Annotated in this window: 21 protein-coding genes; 16 read left to right on the forward strand and 5 right to left on the reverse strand. The window is 31.5% G+C overall.

Going from position 1 to position 23,084, the window contains the following annotated elements; translation table 11 throughout:
- The 5 genes from CKV65_RS09465 (at position 1) to CKV65_RS09485 (ending at position 6,763) form a co-directional block, all read left to right on the forward strand.
- Positions 1–1,479, forward strand: a complete 1,479-nt coding sequence (locus tag CKV65_RS09465) for a class I SAM-dependent DNA methyltransferase (RefSeq protein WP_027889087.1) — start codon at positions 1–3, stop codon at positions 1,477–1,479.
- Entirely contained in the window at positions 1,473–2,963 is a 1,491-nt protein-coding gene (locus CKV65_RS09470; RefSeq protein WP_051177518.1) for a restriction endonuclease subunit S, read from the forward strand. Before CKV65_RS09465 ends, CKV65_RS09470 begins: the two co-directional genes overlap by 7 nt.
- Positions 2,964–3,019: 56 nt before the next feature.
- On the forward strand, positions 3,020–5,623 hold the full coding sequence (locus CKV65_RS09475; RefSeq protein WP_036254150.1) for a KAP family P-loop NTPase fold protein: 2,604 nt from the start codon (positions 3,020–3,022) through the stop codon (positions 5,621–5,623).
- A gap of 185 nt (positions 5,624–5,808) precedes the next feature.
- Positions 5,809–6,273 (forward strand): low molecular weight protein-tyrosine-phosphatase, encoded by a 465-nt coding sequence (locus CKV65_RS09480; RefSeq protein ID WP_027889088.1) that lies wholly within the window; start codon positions 5,809–5,811, stop codon positions 6,271–6,273.
- A gap of 76 nt (positions 6,274–6,349) precedes the next feature.
- A complete protein-coding gene (locus CKV65_RS09485; protein WP_027889089.1) occupies positions 6,350–6,763 on the forward strand; it encodes a MerR family transcriptional regulator in 414 nt (137 codons plus the stop codon).
- A 38-nt stretch (positions 6,764–6,801) separates the two neighbouring features.
- On the opposite strand, the gene CKV65_RS09490 is transcribed toward CKV65_RS09485, so the two are convergent.
- On the reverse strand, positions 6,802–7,173 hold the full coding sequence (locus CKV65_RS09490) for a RidA family protein (RefSeq protein WP_036254153.1): 372 nt from the start codon (positions 7,171–7,173) through the stop codon (positions 6,802–6,804).
- 121 nt (positions 7,174–7,294) lie between these two features.
- Between CKV65_RS09490 and CKV65_RS09495 the strand changes: the two genes are divergently transcribed.
- From CKV65_RS09495 to CKV65_RS09515, 5 genes are all read left to right on the forward strand, one after another.
- Complete coding sequence (locus tag CKV65_RS09495) at positions 7,295–9,067, forward strand: peptidoglycan D,D-transpeptidase FtsI family protein (RefSeq protein WP_027889091.1); 1,773 nt, start codon at positions 7,295–7,297, stop codon at positions 9,065–9,067.
- Positions 9,068–9,162: 95 nt separating this feature from the next.
- Positions 9,163–10,443: a serine--tRNA ligase gene (serS, locus tag CKV65_RS09500; RefSeq protein ID WP_027889092.1), complete on the forward strand. Its 1,281-nt coding sequence runs from the start codon at positions 9,163–9,165 to the stop codon at positions 10,441–10,443.
- 94 nt (positions 10,444–10,537) lie between these two features.
- On the forward strand, positions 10,538–11,293 hold the full coding sequence (locus CKV65_RS09505; RefSeq protein ID WP_027889093.1) for a hypothetical protein: 756 nt from the start codon (positions 10,538–10,540) through the stop codon (positions 11,291–11,293).
- Positions 11,294–11,610: 317 nt separating this feature from the next.
- Entirely contained in the window at positions 11,611–12,408 is a 798-nt protein-coding gene (locus CKV65_RS09510; protein ID WP_027889094.1) for a Cof-type HAD-IIB family hydrolase, read from the forward strand.
- A gap of 243 nt (positions 12,409–12,651) precedes the next feature.
- Positions 12,652–13,770 carry a glycerophosphodiester phosphodiesterase gene (locus CKV65_RS09515; protein ID WP_027889095.1) on the forward strand — a complete coding sequence of 373 codons (1,119 nt, stop codon included), beginning with the start codon at positions 12,652–12,654 and terminating at the stop codon, positions 13,768–13,770.
- 50 nt (positions 13,771–13,820) lie between these two features.
- Here the strand turns inward: CKV65_RS09515 and CKV65_RS09520 are convergent, their stop codons facing one another.
- Positions 13,821–15,728, reverse strand: coding sequence for a sigma 54-interacting transcriptional regulator (locus CKV65_RS09520; protein WP_027889096.1), 1,908 nt, complete (start codon positions 15,726–15,728; stop codon positions 13,821–13,823).
- Positions 15,729–15,932: 204 nt separating this feature from the next.
- Here CKV65_RS09520 and CKV65_RS09525 point away from each other — a divergent pair, with 204 nt between their 5' ends.
- Complete coding sequence (locus CKV65_RS09525) at positions 15,933–16,271, forward strand: hypothetical protein (protein WP_027889097.1); 339 nt, start codon at positions 15,933–15,935, stop codon at positions 16,269–16,271.
- 48 nt (positions 16,272–16,319) lie between these two features.
- On the opposite strand, the gene rbr is transcribed toward CKV65_RS09525, so the two are convergent.
- The gene (gene rbr, locus CKV65_RS09530; RefSeq protein WP_027889098.1) at positions 16,320–16,853 is read right to left on the reverse strand and encodes a rubrerythrin; all 534 of its coding nucleotides are present in this window, start codon (positions 16,851–16,853) and stop codon (positions 16,320–16,322) included.
- Between the two features lie 276 nt (positions 16,854–17,129).
- On the opposite strand from rbr, the gene CKV65_RS09535 reads away from it, so the two are divergent.
- From CKV65_RS09535 to CKV65_RS09555, 5 genes are all read left to right on the forward strand, one after another.
- Positions 17,130–17,327, forward strand: coding sequence for a 4Fe-4S binding protein (locus tag CKV65_RS09535; RefSeq protein ID WP_027889099.1), 198 nt, complete (start codon positions 17,130–17,132; stop codon positions 17,325–17,327).
- The gene (locus CKV65_RS09540; protein WP_027889100.1) at positions 17,327–18,469 is read left to right on the forward strand and encodes a 2-oxoacid:acceptor oxidoreductase subunit alpha; all 1,143 of its coding nucleotides are present in this window, start codon (positions 17,327–17,329) and stop codon (positions 18,467–18,469) included. Before CKV65_RS09535 ends, CKV65_RS09540 begins: the two co-directional genes overlap by 1 nt.
- Positions 18,469–19,293, forward strand: a complete 825-nt coding sequence (locus CKV65_RS09545) for a 2-oxoacid:ferredoxin oxidoreductase subunit beta (protein ID WP_027889101.1) — start codon at positions 18,469–18,471, stop codon at positions 19,291–19,293. The genes CKV65_RS09540 and CKV65_RS09545 overlap by 1 nt, the downstream gene beginning before the upstream one ends.
- On the forward strand, positions 19,290–19,814 hold the full coding sequence (locus tag CKV65_RS09550; protein WP_027889102.1) for a 2-oxoacid:acceptor oxidoreductase family protein: 525 nt from the start codon (positions 19,290–19,292) through the stop codon (positions 19,812–19,814). Before CKV65_RS09545 ends, CKV65_RS09550 begins: the two co-directional genes overlap by 4 nt.
- Before the next feature lie 474 nt (positions 19,815–20,288).
- On the forward strand, positions 20,289–20,804 hold the full coding sequence (locus CKV65_RS09555) for a hypothetical protein (RefSeq protein WP_027889103.1): 516 nt from the start codon (positions 20,289–20,291) through the stop codon (positions 20,802–20,804).
- Positions 20,805–21,102: 298 nt separating this feature from the next.
- On the opposite strand, the gene trpA is transcribed toward CKV65_RS09555, so the two are convergent.
- A complete protein-coding gene (trpA, locus tag CKV65_RS09560; protein WP_027889104.1) occupies positions 21,103–21,879 on the reverse strand; it encodes a tryptophan synthase subunit alpha in 777 nt (258 codons plus the stop codon).
- Positions 21,872–23,074, reverse strand: a complete 1,203-nt coding sequence (gene trpB / locus CKV65_RS11030) for a tryptophan synthase subunit beta (protein WP_027889105.1) — start codon at positions 23,072–23,074, stop codon at positions 21,872–21,874. The genes trpA and trpB overlap by 8 nt, the downstream gene beginning before the upstream one ends.
- Between the last annotated feature and the right edge of the window lie 10 nt (positions 23,075–23,084).

Genomic DNA, 23,084 nt, shown 5'->3' on the forward strand with positions numbered 1-23,084 from the left:
ATGAGTTTAGGAACATTTGTAAAAAACATTCAAAATATAATGCGTGGTGATAGTGGTGTAAATGGTGATGCACAGCGCATTGAACAATTAACATGGTTATTATTTTTAAAGATTTATGCTAAAAAAGAAGAAGAATGGGAACTTTTTGATGATAATTATAAATCCATATTGCCAGAAGAATGTAAATGGGAAAATTGGGCAGTAGATAAAGTAGATGGTAAATCGTTAACAGAAGATAAATTATTAACATTTGTTAATGAAAAACTGTTTAAACAGCTAAAAAATATAAAATTGCCAGCTGATGCACCTATTAAGCATAGAATTTTAAAAGATGTATTTGCAAGCACCAATCAATATATGAAAGATGGTGTCTTGTTGCGTCAATTAATCAATGAAATCAATAAAATAGATTTTGATAATATTAAAGAATTGCACGCTTTTGGTGAAATTTATGAAACCATCTTAAAAAGCTTGCAAAGTGCGGGAAATGCAGGGGAGTTCTATACACCTAGGGCAGTAACTGATTTTATCGTAGAAATGGTAAATCCAAAGCTTGGCGAAACTGTAGCTGATTTTGCTTGTGGAACAGGTGGATTTTTGACTTCTACATTAAATCATTTAGAAAAAAACATGAAAAATACAGAAGATAGAGCAGAATATAATAATGCTATTTATGGTATAGAAAAGAAACCTTTACCGCATTTATTATGTGTAACAAATATGTTAGTGCATGATATAGATAATCCTGCTATTTATAATGCTAATTCATTAGAACGTAATGTAAGAGAATATAAAGATAATGAAAAATTTGAAGTTATTTTGATGAACCCACCATATGGTGGAGCTGAAGGAGATGCAATAAAAAATAATTTTCCAGCGGATTTGCGCAGTAGTGAAACAGCAGATTTATTCATATCTTTAATTATGTATCGCTTAAAGGAAAATGGCAGAGCAGCAGTTATTATACCAGATGGATTTTTGTTTGGTTTAGATAATGCTAAAGTAGCTATTAAGAAAAAATTATTTAGTGAATTTAATGTGCATACGATTGTCCGCTTGCCTGCTTCTGTGTTTGCTCCATATACATCTATTACAACAAATATTATCTTCTTTGATAATACAGGAACTACGAAAGAAACTTATTTTTATCGTTTGGATATGCCAGAAGGATATAAACATTTTTCTAAAACAAAACCAATGAAATTAGAACATTTTGCTGATTGTATAAAATGGTGGAATGATAGATGCGATATTAAAGATGAAGAAACTGATACTTATAAGGCTAAAGTTTATACATTAGAAGAAATCGTAAATCGCAACTATGATATAGATTTATGCGGTTATCCTACGATTGAAGAGGAAGTATTATCTCCAGAAGAAACTATTTTAGAGTATAAAGAAAAAAGAGCTACTTTGAATTCCAAAATAGATAAGAAGCTCCAAGAAATAGAAAATATTTTAGGAGTAAAATTATGCTAGCAAATAAATTAAGAAAATCAGTATTACAATCAGCTATACAAGGTAAATTGACAGAGCAATTAGCTACAGATGATAAGATAGAAGATTTATTAAAAGCTATAAAGGAAGAAAAGGAACGCTTAATCAAAGAAAAAAAGATAAAAAAACAAAAACCATTGCCAGAAATAACAGAAGAAGAAATACCATTTGAAATACCTAAAAATTGGAGATGGGTAAGATTAGATAATATATGTATATATTTACAAAGAGGAAAATCACCAACATATTCAGATATAAAAAAATATCCTGTTGTATCTCAAAAGTGTAATCAGTGGAGTGGGTTTACTTTAGAGCCAGCAAAATATTTATCACCAGAAGTATTAGAAAAATATTCTGATGAAAGATATTTAAAGAAACATGATATATTAATAAACTCTACAGGATTAGGTACAGTTGGAAGGGTATGTTTATTTAAAACAGATTCAAAATATCCTATTATAGTAGCAGATAGTCATGTTACAGTTGTGCGTAGTACGCGTTTAATAAGTGAGATATATATAAAGTATTTTTTATCTTCTCCACATATTCAAGATAATATAGAAGATATGTGTAGTGGTTCAACTAAACAGAAAGAACTGGCATTGAATACAATAAAAAATTTATTAATACCTTTGCCATCATTAGCAGAACAAAAGCGTATAGTAGAAAAGCTTGATAATGTTTTGGCTGATATAGATGAATTAAAAGCTAATGAAGAAAAATTATCTATACTACAAAAGAATTTCCCTGATAAGTTAAAAAAATCTATATTACAATCAGCTATACAAGGAAATTTGACGGAACAATTAGCTACAGATGATAAAGTAGAAGATTTATTAAAGGCGATAAAAGAAGAAAAAGAACGCTTAATCAAAGAAAAAAAGATAAAAAAACAAAAACCATTGCCAGAGATAACAGAAGAAGAGATACCATTTGCTATACCTGAAAATTGGAAATGGGTAAGATTAGGTGAAATAGGAAAAATTATAGGTGGAGGAACACCAAAAACAACAAATTTAGAGTATTGGCAAAATGGTAAAATAGCATGGATTACTCCAGCGGATATGAAAAATGTTAAAGGAAAATATATATCGTATGGAAAAAAATATATAACTTTATTAGGTTTGGAAAAATCTTCAGCACAATTATTGCCAAAAGGTAGTATTCTTTTTTCAAGTAGAGCGCCAATTGGATATGTTGCCATAGCAAAAGAAGAAGTATCTACTAATCAAGGATTTAAATCGGTAGTGCCTTTTTCTTTAAATTTATCACTTTATTTGTATTATGTTTTATTAGGTATGGTAGATATAATAAAAAAATTAGGAACAGGAACAACATTTAAAGAAGTATCTGGAAGTGTTGTAGAAAAAATATTAGTGCCATTGCCACCATTAGCAGAACAAAAGCGTATAGTAGAAAAGTTAGATAAGCTTTTAGCTGATATAGAAGAATTAAAGATAGAATAATAAAAATACCGCATATTATTATGCGGTATTTTTACAAAGAAAGGATTGATTGGTGAGTGAACTATTTACGAGATTTATGGAAAAAGGACTTTTTTGTTAATGTTATAATATGGTCAATTTTAATATATTTAGCTATCTTTTTTGTAAATAGATATAATTTGATAAGTAAATTAATAAATATGTTTACACTTTTTATTGCGGGTTTAGTATTTTTATTAATAGTGGTAATGTGTTTTTCAAAGTTAAAACTTATTGATGCATATAAAGTAAAATCAATAAATATAATAGATAGATTGGCAGGAATAGGTTTTTTTATAAGTTTATTTAGTATGGTTTATACTATCGTGTATGAGAAAGAAATATATAAATTTTGTTTAGAATGTATTTTAATGGGTATTTCATTAAAAATATTAAGAGATAAGGAAAGTGCTTTTCAAAATATTATACTTAAAAGAGAAAATGAATGTAGTAATTTGATAGATTTAAAAGATTTATATAATAATGATATTAGTAATAGTATTATAAACAATGAGGTAAAATATTTATTAATAGATGAAAATGATGTTGATTATGATTTTTTACATAGAGATATAATAATTGAGCATATCTATAATAGTATACTAAATACTAGAGCTAATAACAGTTTTGTTATAGGTATAAATGGAGCATGGGGTTCTGGAAAAACAACAACCGTTAATATAGTGAAGAAAAAAATAAAAAGTAATATAAATGATAAAGAACTTATATTAAGTGATTTTAGTCCTTGGATATACGATAATCCTCAAAATATGATGATAGGATTACTTAAATCTATTTTAGTAGAAGCAAATATCGCAAGTAATCCACTTGAACATGAAAAAATATTTAAATCATTAGTTAATGTAATATTTAAAAAGGTAGGATTTGACAATACTTTTGTAAATAACTTTTTTTATAATTTTGATACTGTTGAAAAAATCAAAAATGAACTTAATGATTTTTTGGAATTTAATCAAAAAAGAGTTGTATTATTCATTGATAATTTAGAACGAGCAGAAGCAGATAATATAATTTTTTTGTTTAAGTTAATCGGGCAAGTTTTTGACTTAAAACGAATAACGTATGTAATTATTTATGATGAGGATAGATTAAAGGATGTCTTTTCTGATAAATTGAAAATAGATTATCATTATATTGAGAAAATTATCCAACAGAATATATCTGTACCACCTATTCAACAAGAATTATTGTCGAATATATGTAGAGTTTGTATAGAAAGATTGCTTATATTTTATGGTGAAAGAAATCTAGAAAAATATGAATTAATTGTAAATTTTATAGTATCAGAAGTAAATGATTTAAGAAAGCTAAAGAGATTTTTGAATACAGTAGTAACGGAAATTTTTGCTACACAACATTATTTATCAAAGTATACGTTATTTGCATTAAATACAATAAAATTTTTTGATGGGGATATGTATTATAATATTTATCAAAATAAGGAATATTTTATAACTACGGATAAACTTTGTGATGTGAGTACAAAACATATGGATATAGATAAAGAAGATAGTAAAAAAGCTAAAGAGTTATTTGATAAATTAATTAAAGATAAGAACAAGGAATATAAAGATTTGTTATCAGATATGTTTATTGCTGTGCAAAGGTATTTTTCAGGCAAAGATATTATTAGTAATAACTATAATGATGTAGATTATGATTTTATAAGAATAAATAAATGTATTTATAGTGGTAAATATTTTGATATATATTTTTCACAAAATGAAAATAGATTTTTGGAAATAAATAAAGAAGTTAATGATTTTATAAAATGTATAAATTATATACAAGATGAAAATTTACTATGTGATTTTGTTAGACAAAAAATAATTGATATTAACATAAAATATGAAAATGATGAATATTTGTGGATTGATAAATTTTTTAGTTATATTAAAAAAAATGATTGTAGTAACGAATTTTTGATAGTAAAAGTTTTGTATAAAAATATTTTAGAATTAAGTGATGATAAGAATACTTTTAGTAGGAGTTCAAGAAATAGAGTAGGGGACTTTATTATAATATATTTGAGAAATTGCACATTAGAAAAGTTTAATCAGATTGTGGATTTAATGAAAAATGATTATAAAAAATTAAATATAATATATAATATAAAATGTTTAATTAGTAATGTTATATCTTATGATGGATTAAAAATATTAGATGTAAATTTTAAAGCTTTAATTATAAATAATATATTTGATAATTTATGTAAAACTATAATAGAAAAGAAAATAAATTTATATGATGATAAATATTATAGTAAAAATAATGTATTTATCTTATTAAATAATGTACATGATGAAATGTATTTAAAGGAAATAGTTGGACATAATACAGTATATAGATTGTTGAAAGACTTAGTAATAGAAAATGTCAATAATGATAAAGAATATATTTACTATATAGATGAGAAATTATTTAAAAAGTATATAGTAGGTGAAATGGAAGAGAAAATAGAGTATTATTTAAAAAGAAATCCGCCTAAGACAGAAAGTGAAATAGTTTTGATAAATTTGTATCATAAAAGTAGAAATTTATATTATTTAAGTGATAATGAAGATATACCTTTTGATAAAAGTCAAATACGTAGAATAATTCCTATTAAATTTATTGTATAGATTAAAAATTAAATTTATAGGTGCAATTCATGTATTTAGATTATTGTTTATAATGATAAAATAGATTTAATTAAAGTATGAAGAAGTGGATAGAAAAAGTATAATTTATTAAACTATAGTAAAGTGAAAGAGTTGACAAAAGTCGATAAGAAAAGAAGTAAAAATTTATAAGGAGATGAAGCATTTTGATAAAACTAATGTTTGTATGCCATGGCAATATCTGCCGTTCAACAATGGCTGAATTTGTGATGAAGGATTTAGTGCGTAGAGCGGGTTTGGCGGATAAATTCATTATCAATTCATCAGCTACTAGCCGTGAGGAAATAGGCAGTGATATTCACTATGGTACAAAAGCAAAATTGCGTGAAAAGGGCATACCTTATACAAAAAGAAAAGCAGTTCAAATGACAAAAGCTGATTATGATATGTATGATTATATTATCGTAATGGATAATAACAATTTATATAATTTGAAGTATATAATTGGTGAAGATACTGAGCATAAAGTATATAAAATGATGTCTTTTGTTGGTGAAAATCGTGATGTAAAAGACCCTTGGTATACTGGCAATTTTGATGAAACATTTGTAGATATAGATAGAGGCTGTAGAGCGTTGTTGATGCAGATAGAAAACAATGCAAATATTTGATAATATGTATTGACTTATAGTGCACTTTAAGATGTAGTCTGATATTGACTAGTTTGGGTAAAAGAGGTTAGTTAATATGACATATACTATTTCGGAATTTGCAAAAAAATTGGGTTTGACTGCATATACTTTGCGCTATTATGAAAAAGAAGGGCTATTGCCTTTTGTTGAAAGAATAAATGGCAGGCGTGTGTTTAAAGATGAGGATTTTACTTTAGTGAGAACGCTTATCTGCTTAAAGCATACGGGAATGCCTATTCGTGAAATCAAAGAATATATGGATTTATGCCAAAGGGGCGATTGTACTTTAGAGCAAAGGCATAATATCATATTGAAGCAAAAAGATTTGTTAGAGAAAAAAATATGTTCTTTGCAAAGAAATTTAGAAGTTTTAAAGCATAAAGAAGAGTATTATCAAAAAGCTATTGAAGCTGGTACGGAAAATATAGATGGTCTGGATGAGATTTTATGGAGAAATGAAAAAGGTTGAATGTCTAAAAGTGGACATTCAACCTTTTGTTTTTGCTATTATTTTGTAGCTATTACTTCAACTTCGATTAATGCGCCTTTTGGTAATTTGCTTACTTCTACGCAAGAACGAGCTGGATATGGCTGTTTGAAATATGTTGCATAAATTTCGTTTACTTTGCCGAAATCATCAATGTTAGTGATGAAAACAGTTGTTTTAATTACGTTTTCCCATTTTGCTCCGGAAGCTTCAATTACAGCTTGTGCATTTTTTAAAGCTTGATGAGCTTGAGCTTCAATGCCTTCTGCCATTTCACCTGTTGCAGGATTGAGTGCGATTTGACCAGATGCAAATACAAGATTGTCGATTTCTACAGCTTGAGAATATGGACCAACAGCAGCTGGTGCATTATTTGTTTGAATGATTTTCACAATAATTCACCTCTAATTATGATATATATGTATTTTACCATAAAATAGCAAATGTATTTTCAAAAAAATTTTGCTATAATAAAAAAATAATAAGATGAGAACTAAGGAGTAATATTTTGTCTTGAAAGTACAAAAAAATAAAAATAAATTACAAAACAATATAATAAAACTGTTCTTTGGTGTAATCATTGCGATTTTAGTGCTGATTGGGCGTTATGGCTGGGTGCAACTTGTTGAAGGTGACCAGATGATGGCAAGGCTTAAAGGACAGGTACAAGAGGAAAGTGTTTTGCATGTGCCACGCGGTACGATTTATGATGCCAACATGAAAGAAATGGCTATAAGTACAATGGTAAGTTCGCTTTTCGTTGACCCAAATCATACAGAAAATCCAGAACAGGTGGCAACGGATTTAGCTCCGATTATCGGCATGACTAAAGAAGAGATTTTGGAACGTATTGGGCGTGGTGGCGGTTTCGTTTGGCTCAAAAGACAGATGGAACCAGAGATGACGAATGCTGTGAAGAACTTGATAAAGCAAAAACCTGAGTATAATGCTTGTCTTGGTTTTCGTCAGGAAAGTAAGCGCTATTATCCAAATGATATGTTAGCTGCTAATGTGCTTGGTTTTGTCGGTACTGATGATAAGGGGCTTGATGGTATTGAGCAACAGTTTGATAGCATGATAAAGGGTGAAGACCAAGAGGCTTCTATTTTTACTGATGCATTGGCTCGTCCTATTTTAGATTCAGTATTTATGATAAATTCACCTGTAGATGCTAATTGCAAAAATATCCAGCTTACCATAAATGCACAGTATCAATTCATTGTGGAAAAAGCACTCGATAAAGCATTAGTTGAGCATGGTGCGCAATCTGTAACAGCTGTAGTAATGAACCCGCAAAATGGGGAAATTTTGGCTATGGCAACGCGTCCATCATATGACCCGAACTATTTTTATAAATACAGTCCTGAAACGTGGAAAAATAAAGCTGTATCCGATATATATGAACCGGGCTCTACTTTTAAATCCATTGTAGCAGCTGCTGGTTTTCAGGAAAAAATCGTTTCTCCGTCTGATATATTTGTAGACCCAGGTAGAATTGAAGTTTCTGGCAGAGTTATTCAAAACTGGACTGGCGATAGCTTCGGCACAGTTACATTCCTAGATGTCGTAAAAAATTCCATCAATACGGGATTTGCTGAACTCGGTTTAAAATTGGGCGGTGAACGCTTGATGAATTATGCTCGCAAATTCGGTTTTGGTGAAAGGACGGGCATTGAGCTTCCGGGCGAAGAACCGGGCATTTTATTTGACCCGAAAGATATGGTAGCATCAGATGTGGCTACTTCTTCTATCGGTCAGAGTATTGCAGTTACACCTCTTCAAATGGTTACAGCGATGTCGGCGATTGCAAATGATGGTGTTCTCTTAAAACCGCATATAGTAAAAGCTATTTACAATGCAGATGGTTCAGTTTATCAGCAGATGGAAAAAGAAGAAGTGCGCCGTTGTATTGATTCTGATGTAGATAAGACATTAAAGTCTGTACTTGAGCAGGTAGTATCAACGGGTGGTGGCTCGAAGGCTTCTATAGAAGGTTATAATATCGCTGGTAAAACTGGTACAGCACAGAAAATTGATATGGTACATGGCGGTTATATGCCAGGTCATTATATCGCTTCATTCTGCGGTTTTGGTCCAGTGGAAAATCCTCAATTCACTGTGCTTGTAGTCATCAATGACCCGGGTACAGATAATTATTACGGTGGTCAAATTGCAGCACCAATAGCACATGATATTTTCGTGCAATTATTTAGATATGCCAATGTAAAACCGATAAATGGCAATCAATCCTTGATAGATGAATTAAATAAGACTGACGCACAGTAAGATAAACTTTTATTTTTGTCTATTATGTTGTAAAATTAAGAATGCTACATAGTAATAGCATTTTGTTATAAATTTTTTAAAGGCAGGTAGAAATAATGCTAGATATAAAATTCGTCAGAGATAATCCAGAGCTCGTATTGGAAAACTTGAAAAAACGCAATAATCCAATGAACCTTGACCGTTTTATGGAACTTGAAAAACAGCGTCGTGAAATCATCGCTGAAACAGAAAGCTTAAAAAGCCAGAAAAATGCTGTTTCTAAAAAAATCAGCGAAATGAAAAAGAATAAAGAAAATGCTGATGCTGTTATTTTAGAAATGCGTCAAGTTGGTGAAAAAATTAGCCAATTAGATAAACAACTCCGTGAAGTACAAGATGAATTACATGATATCTTACTTCGCATTCCTAATATGTGCCATGAATCTGTACCAGTTGGTAAAGATGACAGCGACAATCCAGAAGTTCGCCGTTGGGGCACTCCTCGCAAATTCGATTTTGAACCAAAAGCTCATTGGGATATCGGGGCAGACCTTGATATTTTAGACCCAGAAAGAGCTGCAAAAGTTACTGGTGCACGCTTCACTTTTTATAAAGGTTTAGGTGCAAGACTTGAACGTGCTTTAATCAATTTCATGATGGATTTACACGTAGATAAACAGGGCTATACAGAAATGCTTGCTCCATTTATCGCTAATAAAGACAGCATGACAGGCACAGGTCAGCTTCCTAAATTCTCCGAAGATATGTTTAAATTGGAAGGCATGGACTATTATTTAGTTCCAACTGGTGAAGTTCCAGCTACTAATTTCCATCGCGATGAAATCTTAGATGGCGATAAATTACCAGAATACTACAGCGTTTACACTGCTTGCTTTAGAGCAGAAGCTGGTAGTGCTGGACGTGATACACGCGGACTTATTCGTCAGCATCAATTCAATAAAGTTGAAATGATTAAATTCGTTAAACCAGAAACTTCTTATGATGAGTTAGAAAAAATGACTCGTAATGCTGAAGAAGTATTACAGCTTTTGGAAATCCCATATCACGTTGTAAAACTTTGCACAGGTGATATCGGCTTTACTGCTGCTATGACTTATGATATTGAAGTATGGCTCCCTAGCCAGAATATGTATCGTGAAATTTCTTCTTGCTCCAATGTTTGCGATTACCAGGCACGTCGCGCTAATATTAAATTCCGCCGTAGCCCAGGAGCAAAACCTGAATTTGTTCATACATTAAATGGTTCTGGTCTTGCTGTAGGTCGTACAGTAGCTGCTGTATTAGAAAATTATCAGCAGGCAGATGGTTCTGTTGTAATTCCAAAAGTACTTCGTCCATATATGGGTGGCATTGAAGTAATTAAAAAACCAGAATAAGTTTAGTTTAAATTATAAATAGCTCATCGTGGTTTATGCCCTGATGAGCTATTTTTATATAAATATAAGAATTTAATTTATAAGAGGTGATTTTATGAAAATGTTTAAATGGGCAATGTGCTTTTGCTTAGCGGGTATCTGTGCATTTTCAGCAGTTGCGCAGGCTAAGACGATTACACTTGATAAGACAAAAGTTCTCGTTCCGCAAGGCTGGAGCACAATCAATGAAGATTTGAAGTTTAAAAAGGGTACGACTGTCGAATTAAACAGCAATGGCGAAGTTATAAGCGGTACATTAAATCGTGATATAGCACTTCGTCCAACGGGCTGGCGCAATATGATAAATGACTATTATGAAGAAAGCAATAATAGCATTTTTTATCCGCGTATTTTCCACCCATTTACAAGTGTATCCATACCGATGCCTACTTATGCTCATGTGCGCTATAAAGGCGATAAGCCGATTACATTTGCAGCTGATGGCACAGTTTTATCAGGTACAATTGATGAAGAAGTAACGGTCGGCATTCAAAAAGATAAATATGGGCTTGTTACTTTTAATGACCAATATGAATTATCTTTTTATCCAGATGGTTCTGTGAGAAAAGGCAGATTAAATGATGATACGTTTTTGCGCCCTTATGGTTGGCAAAAAGGCTTGATTGGCGATGAAAAAGCGGGTTTTGTTGAATTTAAAAAAGGAAATGATGTGACATTTTCTAAAGATGGTTATGTAACCTCTGGTGTGCTTAAAAAAGATTTAAGCTGGCAACTACCAAATGGTGGTATTGTGATGCTTAAAGCAGGCAGTGTGATTTACTTCACAGATAATGGTCCATCTATGCAATAAAAAAAGAGCGGTTACTTACGTAACCGCTTATAAATTTAGAGAGAGAAAAGTTGTTTCTCTACGACAAACTAGTTTTATTGTATACCTTATTTATTCTTTTAGCAATTAAAAAACGCAATTATTTTTAGCTTTTAGTTTATTTGTATAAAATATTGCTATTTGTGAGTTAATATGATAAAAGTAAAAGGCTTTTTGTTTTACTTGACAATGATATGAATATTTGAAACGATATAGATAATATTAAAAATTTAATTTATGTTAGATATATTATAAAAGTCTAATGAAGTTAAATAATATCTTTAAAGGAGAAAATATTGATGTCTATAAAATTGATTGCCTTAGATATGGATAATACATTGCTTAATCGACAAAAATTAGTTTCGCCCAAAAATAAAAAAGCGATTTATAAAGCTATGCAAAATGGCGTGCATGTGACAATTGCGACTGGTAGAATGCCAGCTTCAGCTAGTTATTTTGCTAAAAATCTTGGCATGAATTGTCCAGTTGTATCTTGTAATGGCGGTGTTGTTAAATCGCTTGATAGTAAAAATACTATATTTGAAGCACATTTTCTGCCTGAAACAATTTTATCTTTAATTGAAACGTGCTATGAACATGATTGGTATATTCGTTGGTACATAGGTGATGTGATTTATGTAAAATATAAAGATGCTAGAATGTTTCCTGCATATAAGACGACTAAGGGATTAAATATCGTAGAAGTTGGCAATGATTATAAAAATTATATAAATAATGTTACTCAACTTGTTATCTGCGATATAAATGGAAAAATACAGCAAATTTACGATTATGTTGCCGAAGTATTTAATGGTAAAATAGGATTACAGCAAAATACAGGTTTTACAATGGATGTTACTCCGCCGGGCATCACTAAAGCTGTAGGACTGAAAAAATTAGCAGATTATTTAGGTGTAAAACAAGAAGAAGTTATGGCAATCGGTGATGGTGATAATGATTTATCTATGATAAAATACGCTGGCTGTAGTGTAGCTATGGAGAATGCCATTGCTGATTTAAAAGCAGAAGCATCATTTATCACAAAAGATTGTGATGAAGATGGAGTTGCTTATGCAATAGAAAAATTTGTTTTATAAGATTGAAATATTTTGTAGGAAATTGATATATAATCAATTTCCTATTTTTGTATAATATGTAATTTATTTATGCTTAAAATAAATATTGTTTTATATTTTTGTTAGTAGTATAATAAATAAAAATAATAATTATTTATTAAATCATTTGTTGAATTTATGTAAAATATTATCGGATTATTTGAAATTTTTTTATAAAATATAAAAAATATGTAAAATAAAAGTAAAGAGAGGATTAAATTTGACATGAAAAAAACAACAAAGAAATTATTAGCAGCAGGATTAGCAGCATTTAGTTTATATTCTGGAGTTGGTATGATGGACACATCTATATCAGAAGCTAAAGTTCAATATGATGTATTTGATTTTGAAGCACACCGTGGTGGTCGTGATGCTAGACCAGAAAATACGTTGTATTCATATGCTTATGCTATGGAAATGGGTGCAACTAGTATAGAATGTGATATGCAACTTACAAAAGATGGGCAAATTGTTATGAGTCATAATCCTATTTTAAATCCAGATATTACACGCGATAAAGATGGAAATTATGTTCCTAAAAATAAATACGATATTCGTACTATGACAGTTGACCAATTAAAACAGTTTGATGTAGGTGTAATGAACCCTGAAATTGGTGAATATTATGACCTTCACGGTAGAACACAAATTATGCATGATGCTCAATTACCAACATTAGATGAAGTAATGCAACTCATTCAATCGTATGGTGATAAAAAAATTGTTTTAAATATAGAAACTAAATCTTATCCAGACCCTAATACAATGGAATATAAAAATAATGCTGACCCTAAGAAATTTGTAGAAGTATTTAATGATACAGTGAAAAAATATGGCATGGAAGATAGAGTGGTATTACAGTCTTTTGATTGGAGAACACTTATTGAAATGAAAAAATTAAATCCTAATATATCTACAAGTGCATTATGGCAAGCTTCTTCTTCTTGGGAAAGTTATGGAAATCAAAAATCTCCATGGCTTGGTGGTTTAGATATAAAAGACTATGATAATGACCCAGTAAAAGCAGCACATGCTATAGGTGTAGATATTGTATCTCCATATTATATGGATGTGACAAAGGAAATGGTAGATGAAGCACATTCTTTAGGCATAAAAATTGTACCATGGACTGTAAATGACGAAAAAGATATGAATGAATTATTAGATATGGGTGTAGATGGTATTATTTCAGATAGAGCATGGATATTAAAAGATGTTTTACAAAAACGCAATATCACTCTTCATGAACCAGTTGTAAATGAAAATAGCCCTTATCATACAGGTACAGGACATAATGATGTAAAACCGATAAAAGCTGAAAACGGACGAGATGCCGCTTATTAAAAAATAAAGACTGTCGCATACTGCGACAGTCTTTATTTTTATATTCATTTTTATTTTTCTAAACCGTATTTTTTAATATAACGATATAATGTTACGCGACTTACACTGAGTAAATTAGAAAGACGACTTACATTACCACCAGCAGCTTTCCAAGCTTTAAGGAAGATTTCTTTATCTGTTTTCCATTTATTATCTGGTTTAACATTACCCATGAGATTAATATCAGCAGGTAAAATATTAGTACCAGCTGTATTGAAGAAGGAGTATTCCAATACACTTTGAAGTTGTTTAATATTACCTGGCCAATCGTAATTGCGAAGTAATTCAATTGTTTCAGGTAAAAGTTTTTTAGCTTCCATTTGATGTTGACGAGATAATTCTTCAATGATGTTTATGGAGAGTTTTGGTATATCATCACGGCGAGAACGAAGCGATGGCACTCTTATAATGCTACGGGAAATTATATTAAAGAGTTTTTCATTGAATTGGCCTTTTTCTGTCAAGCGACGTAAATTGCTATCAGTTGCGGCGATGATACGAACATCAATACTGCGTTCAAGGCTTTCACCAATGCGATGAGTTTTCTTTTCAGATAATGCTTGTGCTAGCATTTTAGCGATATTATTAGGGATTTTTTCTATTTCATCTATGAATAATGTTCCCTTGCTAGCAAGTTCCAATTTTCCTGGATGACTTACTTCTGGTTCAGTTGCGGCACCGAATAAATCTTGTTCTAAAAGTTCTGGTGTAAAATCACCGCAATTTATAGAAATGAGTGGACCAGCCATGCGCATGCTTGCCATATGAATGCCATGTGCCAAGCGTTGTTTACCGACACCAGCTTCACCTTGAATTAATATGTGGTTTTTATTGCGAGCTACGCGATAAGCACGTTCTTTCATCTGTATAAATGTCTTGCTGTCGCCTACCATGGAACTTAAGCTGTATTTTGCTGTATAACCAGAAGCATGTGCTACAAGAGTGCGCAAGTCTTCAATTGGCATAGAAACAGTAACAACGCTTTGTACTTCTTCATCGTCTTCAGAATTTTTTAATGGTACAACTGTTGTTATATCTTCATACGTTTTATTATTTGTAATCCATGTTGTTTCGCGGTTATAACAGGAAATTCCTTGAAAACCATCATAAATAGGTGTATGTGTATAGTTTAAAACAACGTCTTTTAAATGTGCTGTTACATTATTTTCATCAATAGCATTGATTACGGATAAACGTTCTTTACCCATGCGATTAGTATAGACGATTTTATCTTCTGGCATAATATGGTAAACGGCAAATGGTGCAGCGTCTAAAATCGCTTTTTGAGCTTTGATATTTAAAGATTGTTTGATATTTAATTCCAAAGCTGTTTTAAGTGTGAATAATAAAGCTAAAACAACATCTTGTGATATTTTTTCATGTTGCAAGGCTGTCAGTGATACGATATAAGTCAATTCATCATTGACAATTACAGGAACAGAACCAGAATTAACATCATGGAATTCTTCGAACCACATTTCAGGTCCAAAAATCCAAAATGGAGATTTTGTTTCTTTTACGATATTACAACTGAGTGTACCGACATTTTCTACACCTAAAGAAGCACCTTCTAATTTATCGATAAAACGGGAAGAAATATTAGCATATTTTTTTAAAACAATACAATCAGAAGTCATAAATGTTAAGCATAAATCGTATTCATGAATAAAGTCGATAATACTGTCAATAAAATGGTCTAAGTAGTTTATAGCATCAGCGTGTTTATTTTGTAATTGAGATAATTCATTTGATGATAAATGGACATTTGAAGAGATTTTTTTAGGGTTTACTTGATGTGCTTTGGATTGTTGCCAAGAATTAGCAATCCATGGATGGACATTAGGGTCGATAGTGCCTTTTGTTGTAAAGGTTTTATAGTAATTTATCAATTTTTCGCGATTGCGGTGTTCTCTAATCATAATTTAAAATAACCTCAATTCTGTAAAGTTTGTACAATAATTATCTATTTATATTATTAATATTAGCAAAACTGTAAAAAAGTATCAATTAGTTTGATAAAAAATAATTACAAGTGTTCAAAAATTTTGTTTCAGTGTTAACTTGTGACTATAAAATATATTTGATATACTTTAGGTATTATGAATTAAGGATGGGGTTTTCAAATGGCTAGAATGAGTAAACGCATTAGCAACAAAATCCATAAAGCCAAAGAAGAACAACAGCCACAGGAAAAGAAGAAATACGGAAAAGATATTTGGCTGATTATTTTAATTGCACTGAATTTCTTCTTACTTGCTACTAGTTGGCAGATGTTATTAGAGTCTCCAACTAATTTTGCTACATATTTCTTACTGGAAATAGTTTTAATTATTATGTATGTTAGTAGACATGCTAATTTGTCAGAAAATGTTAGTAAATGGCTGTTTAGAGGACAAGTATTCTTTATGGCGATAATTTTAATATTGTTCATATATAATGCTGGTTTGTATTTTATGAATTAAAAAAATCCTTGTGCCTATTAGGCACAAGGATTTTTTATTTAGGAGAAATTAATAATTGTTAGCTTTAATTTCAAAATATGCTTTTGGATGAGCACATACAGGGCAAATTTCAGGAGCCTGAGTTCCTTCATATACATGACCACAATTAGAGCACATCCAAATCATTTTTTCATTGCGTTTAAATACTTTATCTTCTTGAATATTTGCTAATAAGATATTATATCGTTCATCATGTTCTTTTTCGATTTTTGCAACCATTTCAAAGAGATTAGCTATGCGAGTAAAACCTTCTTCACGAGCAACTTTAGCAAATTCAGGGTACATAGAAGTCCATTCTTCGTGCTCACCAGCAGCTGCAGCTTTTAAGTTTTCTTCAGTAGTACCGATATTATCTACTAATTTAAACCAAATTTTAGCATGTTCTTTTTCATTAGCAGCAGTTTCTTCAAAGATTTTGGCAATCTGTACATAACCGTCTTTTTTTGCCTTAGATGCAAAGAAAGTATATTTGTTACGTGCTTGAGATTCGCCAGCAAATGCCGCCCATAAATTTTGTTCTGTTTTGCTACCTTTTAATTCCATTTAAATCGCTTCCTTTCTAATCTACTTTTTAAACCTGACTAAAAAGTAATAATTATTAATTAATATTATATACTATTTTTAACAATAGTCAAGATATTTTCATATTTTATTAGTAGAATTTGTTCTAAAAGATATATTGTATACATTTACACTTTTACACTTTTTTGTTATATAATAGAAGTCATGATTGATATTGAATGTAGTATATAGTGAATTTATTGCTATTAATATTTATGTCAATTTTATGTATATATTTGAGAGTTTGGAAGTGACATTTTGAAAAATATTATTTATTTGAAAACACAGAGGTGCAAAGGTTGCGGTATTTGCGTAGCTTTTTGTCCAAAAAAAGTTTTGCAATTAGATGTATTAAATCATTGTCAGATTGTTAACGCTGATGCTTGTATAGGTTGTGGACAATGTGAATTGCGTTGCCCAGATTATGCTATTTTTGTAGATAAGGAGGAAGCTTAATGATTAAATTAATGCAAGGCAACGAAGCGTGCAGTTATGGTGCTTTGGCGGCTGGTGTGCGCTTTTTTGCAGGTTATCCGATTACACCGTCTACAGAAATTGCTGAAACAATGGCTAAATTATTGCCTAAAATGGGCGGTAAATTCGTTCAAATGGAAGATGAAATCGCTAGTATGGGTGCAGTTTTAGGTGCTTCTCTTGCTGGTGATAAAGTATTGACAGCAACTTCAGGACCAGGTTTTTCTTTAAAACAGGAATTAATCGGTTATGCTTGTGCTGCTGAAATTCCAGTAGTTATTGCCAATGTACAGCGTGTTGGTCCTTCTACTGGCCAGCCAACATCTCCAGCACAGGGCGATATCATGCAAGCACGTTGGGGAACACATGGTGACCATTCCATTATTGCGCTTTCTCCATGGAGCGTGCGTGAAACTTTTGATGTTACTGTTATGGCGGTTAATTATGCAGAACGTTTCCGTACTCCAGTTATTTTATTGATGGATGAAATTGTAGGTCATTTGCGTGAAAACATAGATGTTCCTGAAAAGGACGGTATAGAAATTTATCCGCGTCGTCAGCCAAAGACTACTCCATCACCAGAATATAAAGCATATGCTCCTGATACTGATTTAGTGCCAAATATTGCTGATTTTGGTAAAGGATATCATATCCATGTAACTGGTCTTATTCACGATGAAACAGGCTTCCCATCAGGCAGCCCAATCGTTACAAAAGAAGTTATTGATAGATTGCATAAGAAAATAGATATTGCGCGTGATGAAATTTGCCATTATGAAGCATATAATATGGAAGATGCACAGTATGCAATTGTAAGCTATGGCGGTACAGCTCGTACAGCATATGAAGCCATGCTCGATGCTCGTAAAAAAGGTTATAAAGTCGGTATGGTACGCCTTATAACAATTTGGCCATTTGCTGATAAAGTCATTGCAAATTTGGCAGATAAAGTAGATGCTATTTTAGTTCCAGAACTTAATTATGGTCAGCTTGTACACGAAGTACAGCGTGCAAGTGAAGGCAAATGCAAAGTAGAATTTTTAGGTAAATACGATACACAGATTTTCACTCCAGCTGAAATTGAAACAGCTATTATTAAAATGTGCGAAGGAGGCAATAATTAATGAAACCTAGAATTTATGAACAGCATTTTCGTCAGAACCGCCTTCCGCATTTATGGTGCCCTGGTTGCGGTAATGGTATTGTAATGAAAGCGATTGTAGAAGCTATCGTTAAGAAAAATCTTGACCCAGATAAAACAATAATCGTATCTGGTATAGGTTGCTCTTCTCGTGCTTCTGGTTATATGGATTTTGATACACTTCATACAGCTCATGGTAGAGCTATTCCATTTGCAACAGGTATAAAACTTGCTAGACCAGAACTCAATGTAATTGTAATAACAGGTGATGGTGATTGCATGGCTATCGGTGGCAATCATTTCATTCATGGTGCAAGACGTAATGTTGATTTAACTGTCGTATTATTCAATAACAATATTTATGGTATGACAGGTGGACAGGCATCACCTACTACTCCGCTTGATAAAAAAGCGACAACTGCTCCATATGGCTGTGTTGATAATCCATTCGACCCATGCAGTTTAGCAGCAGCAGCAGGTGCTACATATGTGGCAAGAAGTACAGCTTATCATGTACCACATTTGATTAATATGATAGCGGGCGGTATTGAGAATAAAGGCTTCTCTTTGATTGAAGCTATTGTACAGTGCCCAACAGCTTTCGGTCGTAAAAATAAAATGGCAGACCCAGCACAGATGATGATGTGGATGCGTGATAATGCAGTTATGAAACCAGCTTTTGATAAATTAGCTGATGATAAAAAAGCAGGCAAATTCCCAATTGGTTTATTACATCAACATCAATTTATTGATTATGACCATGCTTATGATAAAGTTATTGAAATTGCTGGAGGTGTTGAAAAATGATGAAACAACTCCGTTTATCCGGTTCTGGTGGTCAAGGCGTTATCACAGCAGCTATTATTTTTGCTGAAGCTGCTGTAAGCGAAGGTAAACAGGCTGTTCAATCTCAGTCTTATGGACCAGAAGCACGTGGTGGTGCTTCTAAAGCAGAAGTAATCATTTCTGATAATCCTATTTACCATCCAAAAGTTATAAAACCAGATATCGTACTTGCAATGACACAAAAAGCAGCTGATAAATATTATAGCGATTTAGATAAAGACAATGGTTTATTAATCATTGATGAAGACCTCGTACTAGATGCGCCAGATTTTCCGCATATCATTAAAGTGCCAATCACTAAAATGGCTTCAGAAAAACTTGGCAAATTATTATTTGCTAATATAGTAGCACTTGGTATTATGGTAAAACTTTCAGGTATTGTTTCACTTGAAACAGTAAAACAATCTGTGGCACATCGCGTACCACCACATACAGTTGATAAAAATATGCAGGCATTAGAACTCGGTTATAATGCTGTTTAAAATAAAAACTCCCTTTTGATATAAGATTGTGCCTCTAAAAAATTATTTATATATTTTTTTCATGTCAAAAAAGGGATATATCTTTGGATATATCCCTTTTTATATTGATTTTTTTTAATCATATTCATTATTTTTTGTCAATAACTTTATTATAGATTTCATTAAAATTTCCATTTTGTCATTACTTATCTATGTTAATTCAATGGATATTGTCACATACTTATTCTTATATAATTTATTTAAATTTAATTCAATTAAGAGTTATTTTTTCCTTTTCCATACTGTAATATATTTTTCAACACATACGATATTTCAGTAAAAATAATATACTGCATTTAAATTATTTAATTCATATTTCAAAATATAATATAACACAAATTATCTTTATTCTTTAATACCTTTTTTTATTGTAAATTTAATTACAAACCATATAAAGATAATTATTATAAAGTTTAAATACTAAAGGTGATTATTATGAAAAAATTTCTAATTATTTTTATTATAATCGGTACTATATTTATTTACATTCCAACATCTTTTGCTAGTACAAAAATAACAACACCTAATTTCACAATATTTTGGGATATATCCCCACAAACAACACAAATAAACTATGTAGGTTATTCTATAATATATATAACAACACCCAATTCATCTACCTATTTTTCATCTTCTAGCAATAATGAAGTTATAAATATTCATGAATTACATTGTGTTCCCTATAATATTAATTCAGATAATTTTCTTAACCAATGGGAAAACAATCTAAAAAACAAATACAATAATATAATCTATATTGAAAAAATACCTATTAAAAACGGAATTATATATATATTGATTGATGATTATGGAAATAAAGAAGTCAGAACTCATTATTATAAAAATAGTACTGTTTACACAACATGTACGTATTTTAAAGACCCTAAAGTTACATTAAATAAATTAAAAACATTTTCATATAAAGCAATAGAAAGTATTTATCCATTCTAGAAAACATTTTATCAAATAAAATAAAAAACTACTTGAACAACACCTCAAAAGTTAGATAAAAAACAATCTTTTGAGGTGTTGTTTTTTTAACTAAATACTTAAATAAAATTAAAACAAAATTCCCATATAGCTAAAATTATAAATACACTAGATATATCTCCTATTTATTTATAAATAACTCATTATAAAAATGATATACATCCCGTATTTAAATCTAAAACAGCTATTTGGAGAAGTGTACTTCATTTATTATTAAAATTTATTATAATAACATCTAATATATTTGTTATTAGATATTTTATGTTTTTGAGATAGCTTCTTTCATGGATTTTACATAATCAAATAAATACGGTGCAGCATTTTTACCATATTTATCAACAATGCGGACGATAGCACTGCCTACAATTGCGCCATCAGAGATTTTTGCCATATCATATGCTTGTTCAGGTGTTGCTATGCCAAAACCAACAGCTACTGGAATATCTGTATATCGACGAATGATATCAACAATGCTTTTTACATCAGTTTTTATTTCACTGCGAACGCCTGTTACCCCGAGTGATGATACACAGTAAACAAAGCCTTGTGCTTCGCTGGCTATCATGCCAATGCGATTTTCAGAAGTTGGTGCAATTAAAGAAACAACTTCGACATCACAAGCATTGGCTTCATTTAGAATTTCATCTTTTTCTTCGTATGGTAAATCAGGAACGATTACACCACAAATACCGCATTCTTTGCATTTTGCGAAAAATTTTTCTTTGCCATATACGAAAATCGGATTTACATATGTCATCAATACGAGTGGAATGTCAACTTGCGTTCTAGTTTTTTTAGCCATATCGAATATTTTATCTGTAGTTGTGCCAGCGTTTAATGCTGTTTTACTAGCTGCTTGAATAACAGTACCTTCAGCTACTGGGTCAGAAAAAGGCACGCCTATTTCTACTAAATCAGCACCTGCTTTTGCCATTTCTACTATAAATTTTTCGGTATGCTCTAAATCGGGGTCTCCTGCTACAATGAATGGAATAAAAGCTTTATGGTTTTTAAATGCGTCTTTTATCTTAATCATGAATTTTCACTCCTCTATATCTTGCCATAGCGGCTACGTCTTTATCTCCTCTACCGGATAAACAGATGATGATGATATCATCTTTATTCATTTGTGGCGCTATTTTCATAGCGTGCGCTACGGCATGAGCACTTTCAATTGCTGGAATAATGCCTTCAGTGCGGGATAAGTATTCAAAAGCATTAACCGCTTCATCATCTGTTATTGGCACATATTGAGCTCTGCCGATATCGTGAAGATAGGCGTGTTCTGGCCCAATACCTGGATAATCAAGCCCAGCAGAAATGGAATATACAGGAGCGATTTGACCGTATTTATCTTGGCAGAAATACGATTTCATTCCATGGAATATACCTTCTGTGCCTTTAGCTATTGTTGCAGCGTGTTGGTCTGTATCAATGCCTTTGCCTGCTGCTTCACAACCGATTAATTTTACATCTTTATCATTGATGAAATTATAGAACATGCCCATGGCATTGCTGCCACCGCCGACACATGCCATTACTACACTTGGCAAACGACCTTCTTTTTCGAGTATTTGCTGTCTAGCTTCACGGCTGATTACAGATTGAAAATCTCTGACGATTGTTGGGAATGGGTGTGGTCCCATGACAGAGCCTAATACATAATGTGTATCATCAATGCGACGAGTCCATTCGCGGAGCGCTTCGTTTACGGCATCTTTTAAAGTTTGTGTACCACTAGTTACTGCGTGTACTTTAGCTCCGAGTAATTCCATGCGGTATACGTTTAATGCCTGGCGTTCAGTATCTTCTTTGCCCATGAAGATTTCACATTCCATGCCCATCAATGCGGCTGCTGTAGCTGTAGCAACGCCGTGTTGACCAGCACCAGTTTCAGCGATTACACGCGTTTTACCCATGCGTTTTGCTAATAATATCTGTCCTAAAACATTGTTTAGTTTATGTGAACCTGTATGATTTAAGTCTTCTCGTTTTAAATAAATTTTAGCTCCGCCCAAATCTTTGGACATCTTTTCAGCATAGTATAAGAGCGAAGGTCTGCCTGTATAATTTATCTGTAAATCTTCTAATTCACGGATAAAATCAGGGTCGTTTTTATATTTATTATAAGCTTCTTCTAATTCAATAACGGCATTCATTAAAGTTTCTGGCATGTACTGTCCGCCGTGAATGCCAAATCTTCCTTTTTTATGTTTTGTATCTATAGTCATGGTTATCACC

This window comes from Megamonas hypermegale (genome assembly GCF_900187035.1).
GTDB lineage: Bacteria > Bacillota > Negativicutes > Selenomonadales > Selenomonadaceae > Megamonas > Megamonas hypermegale.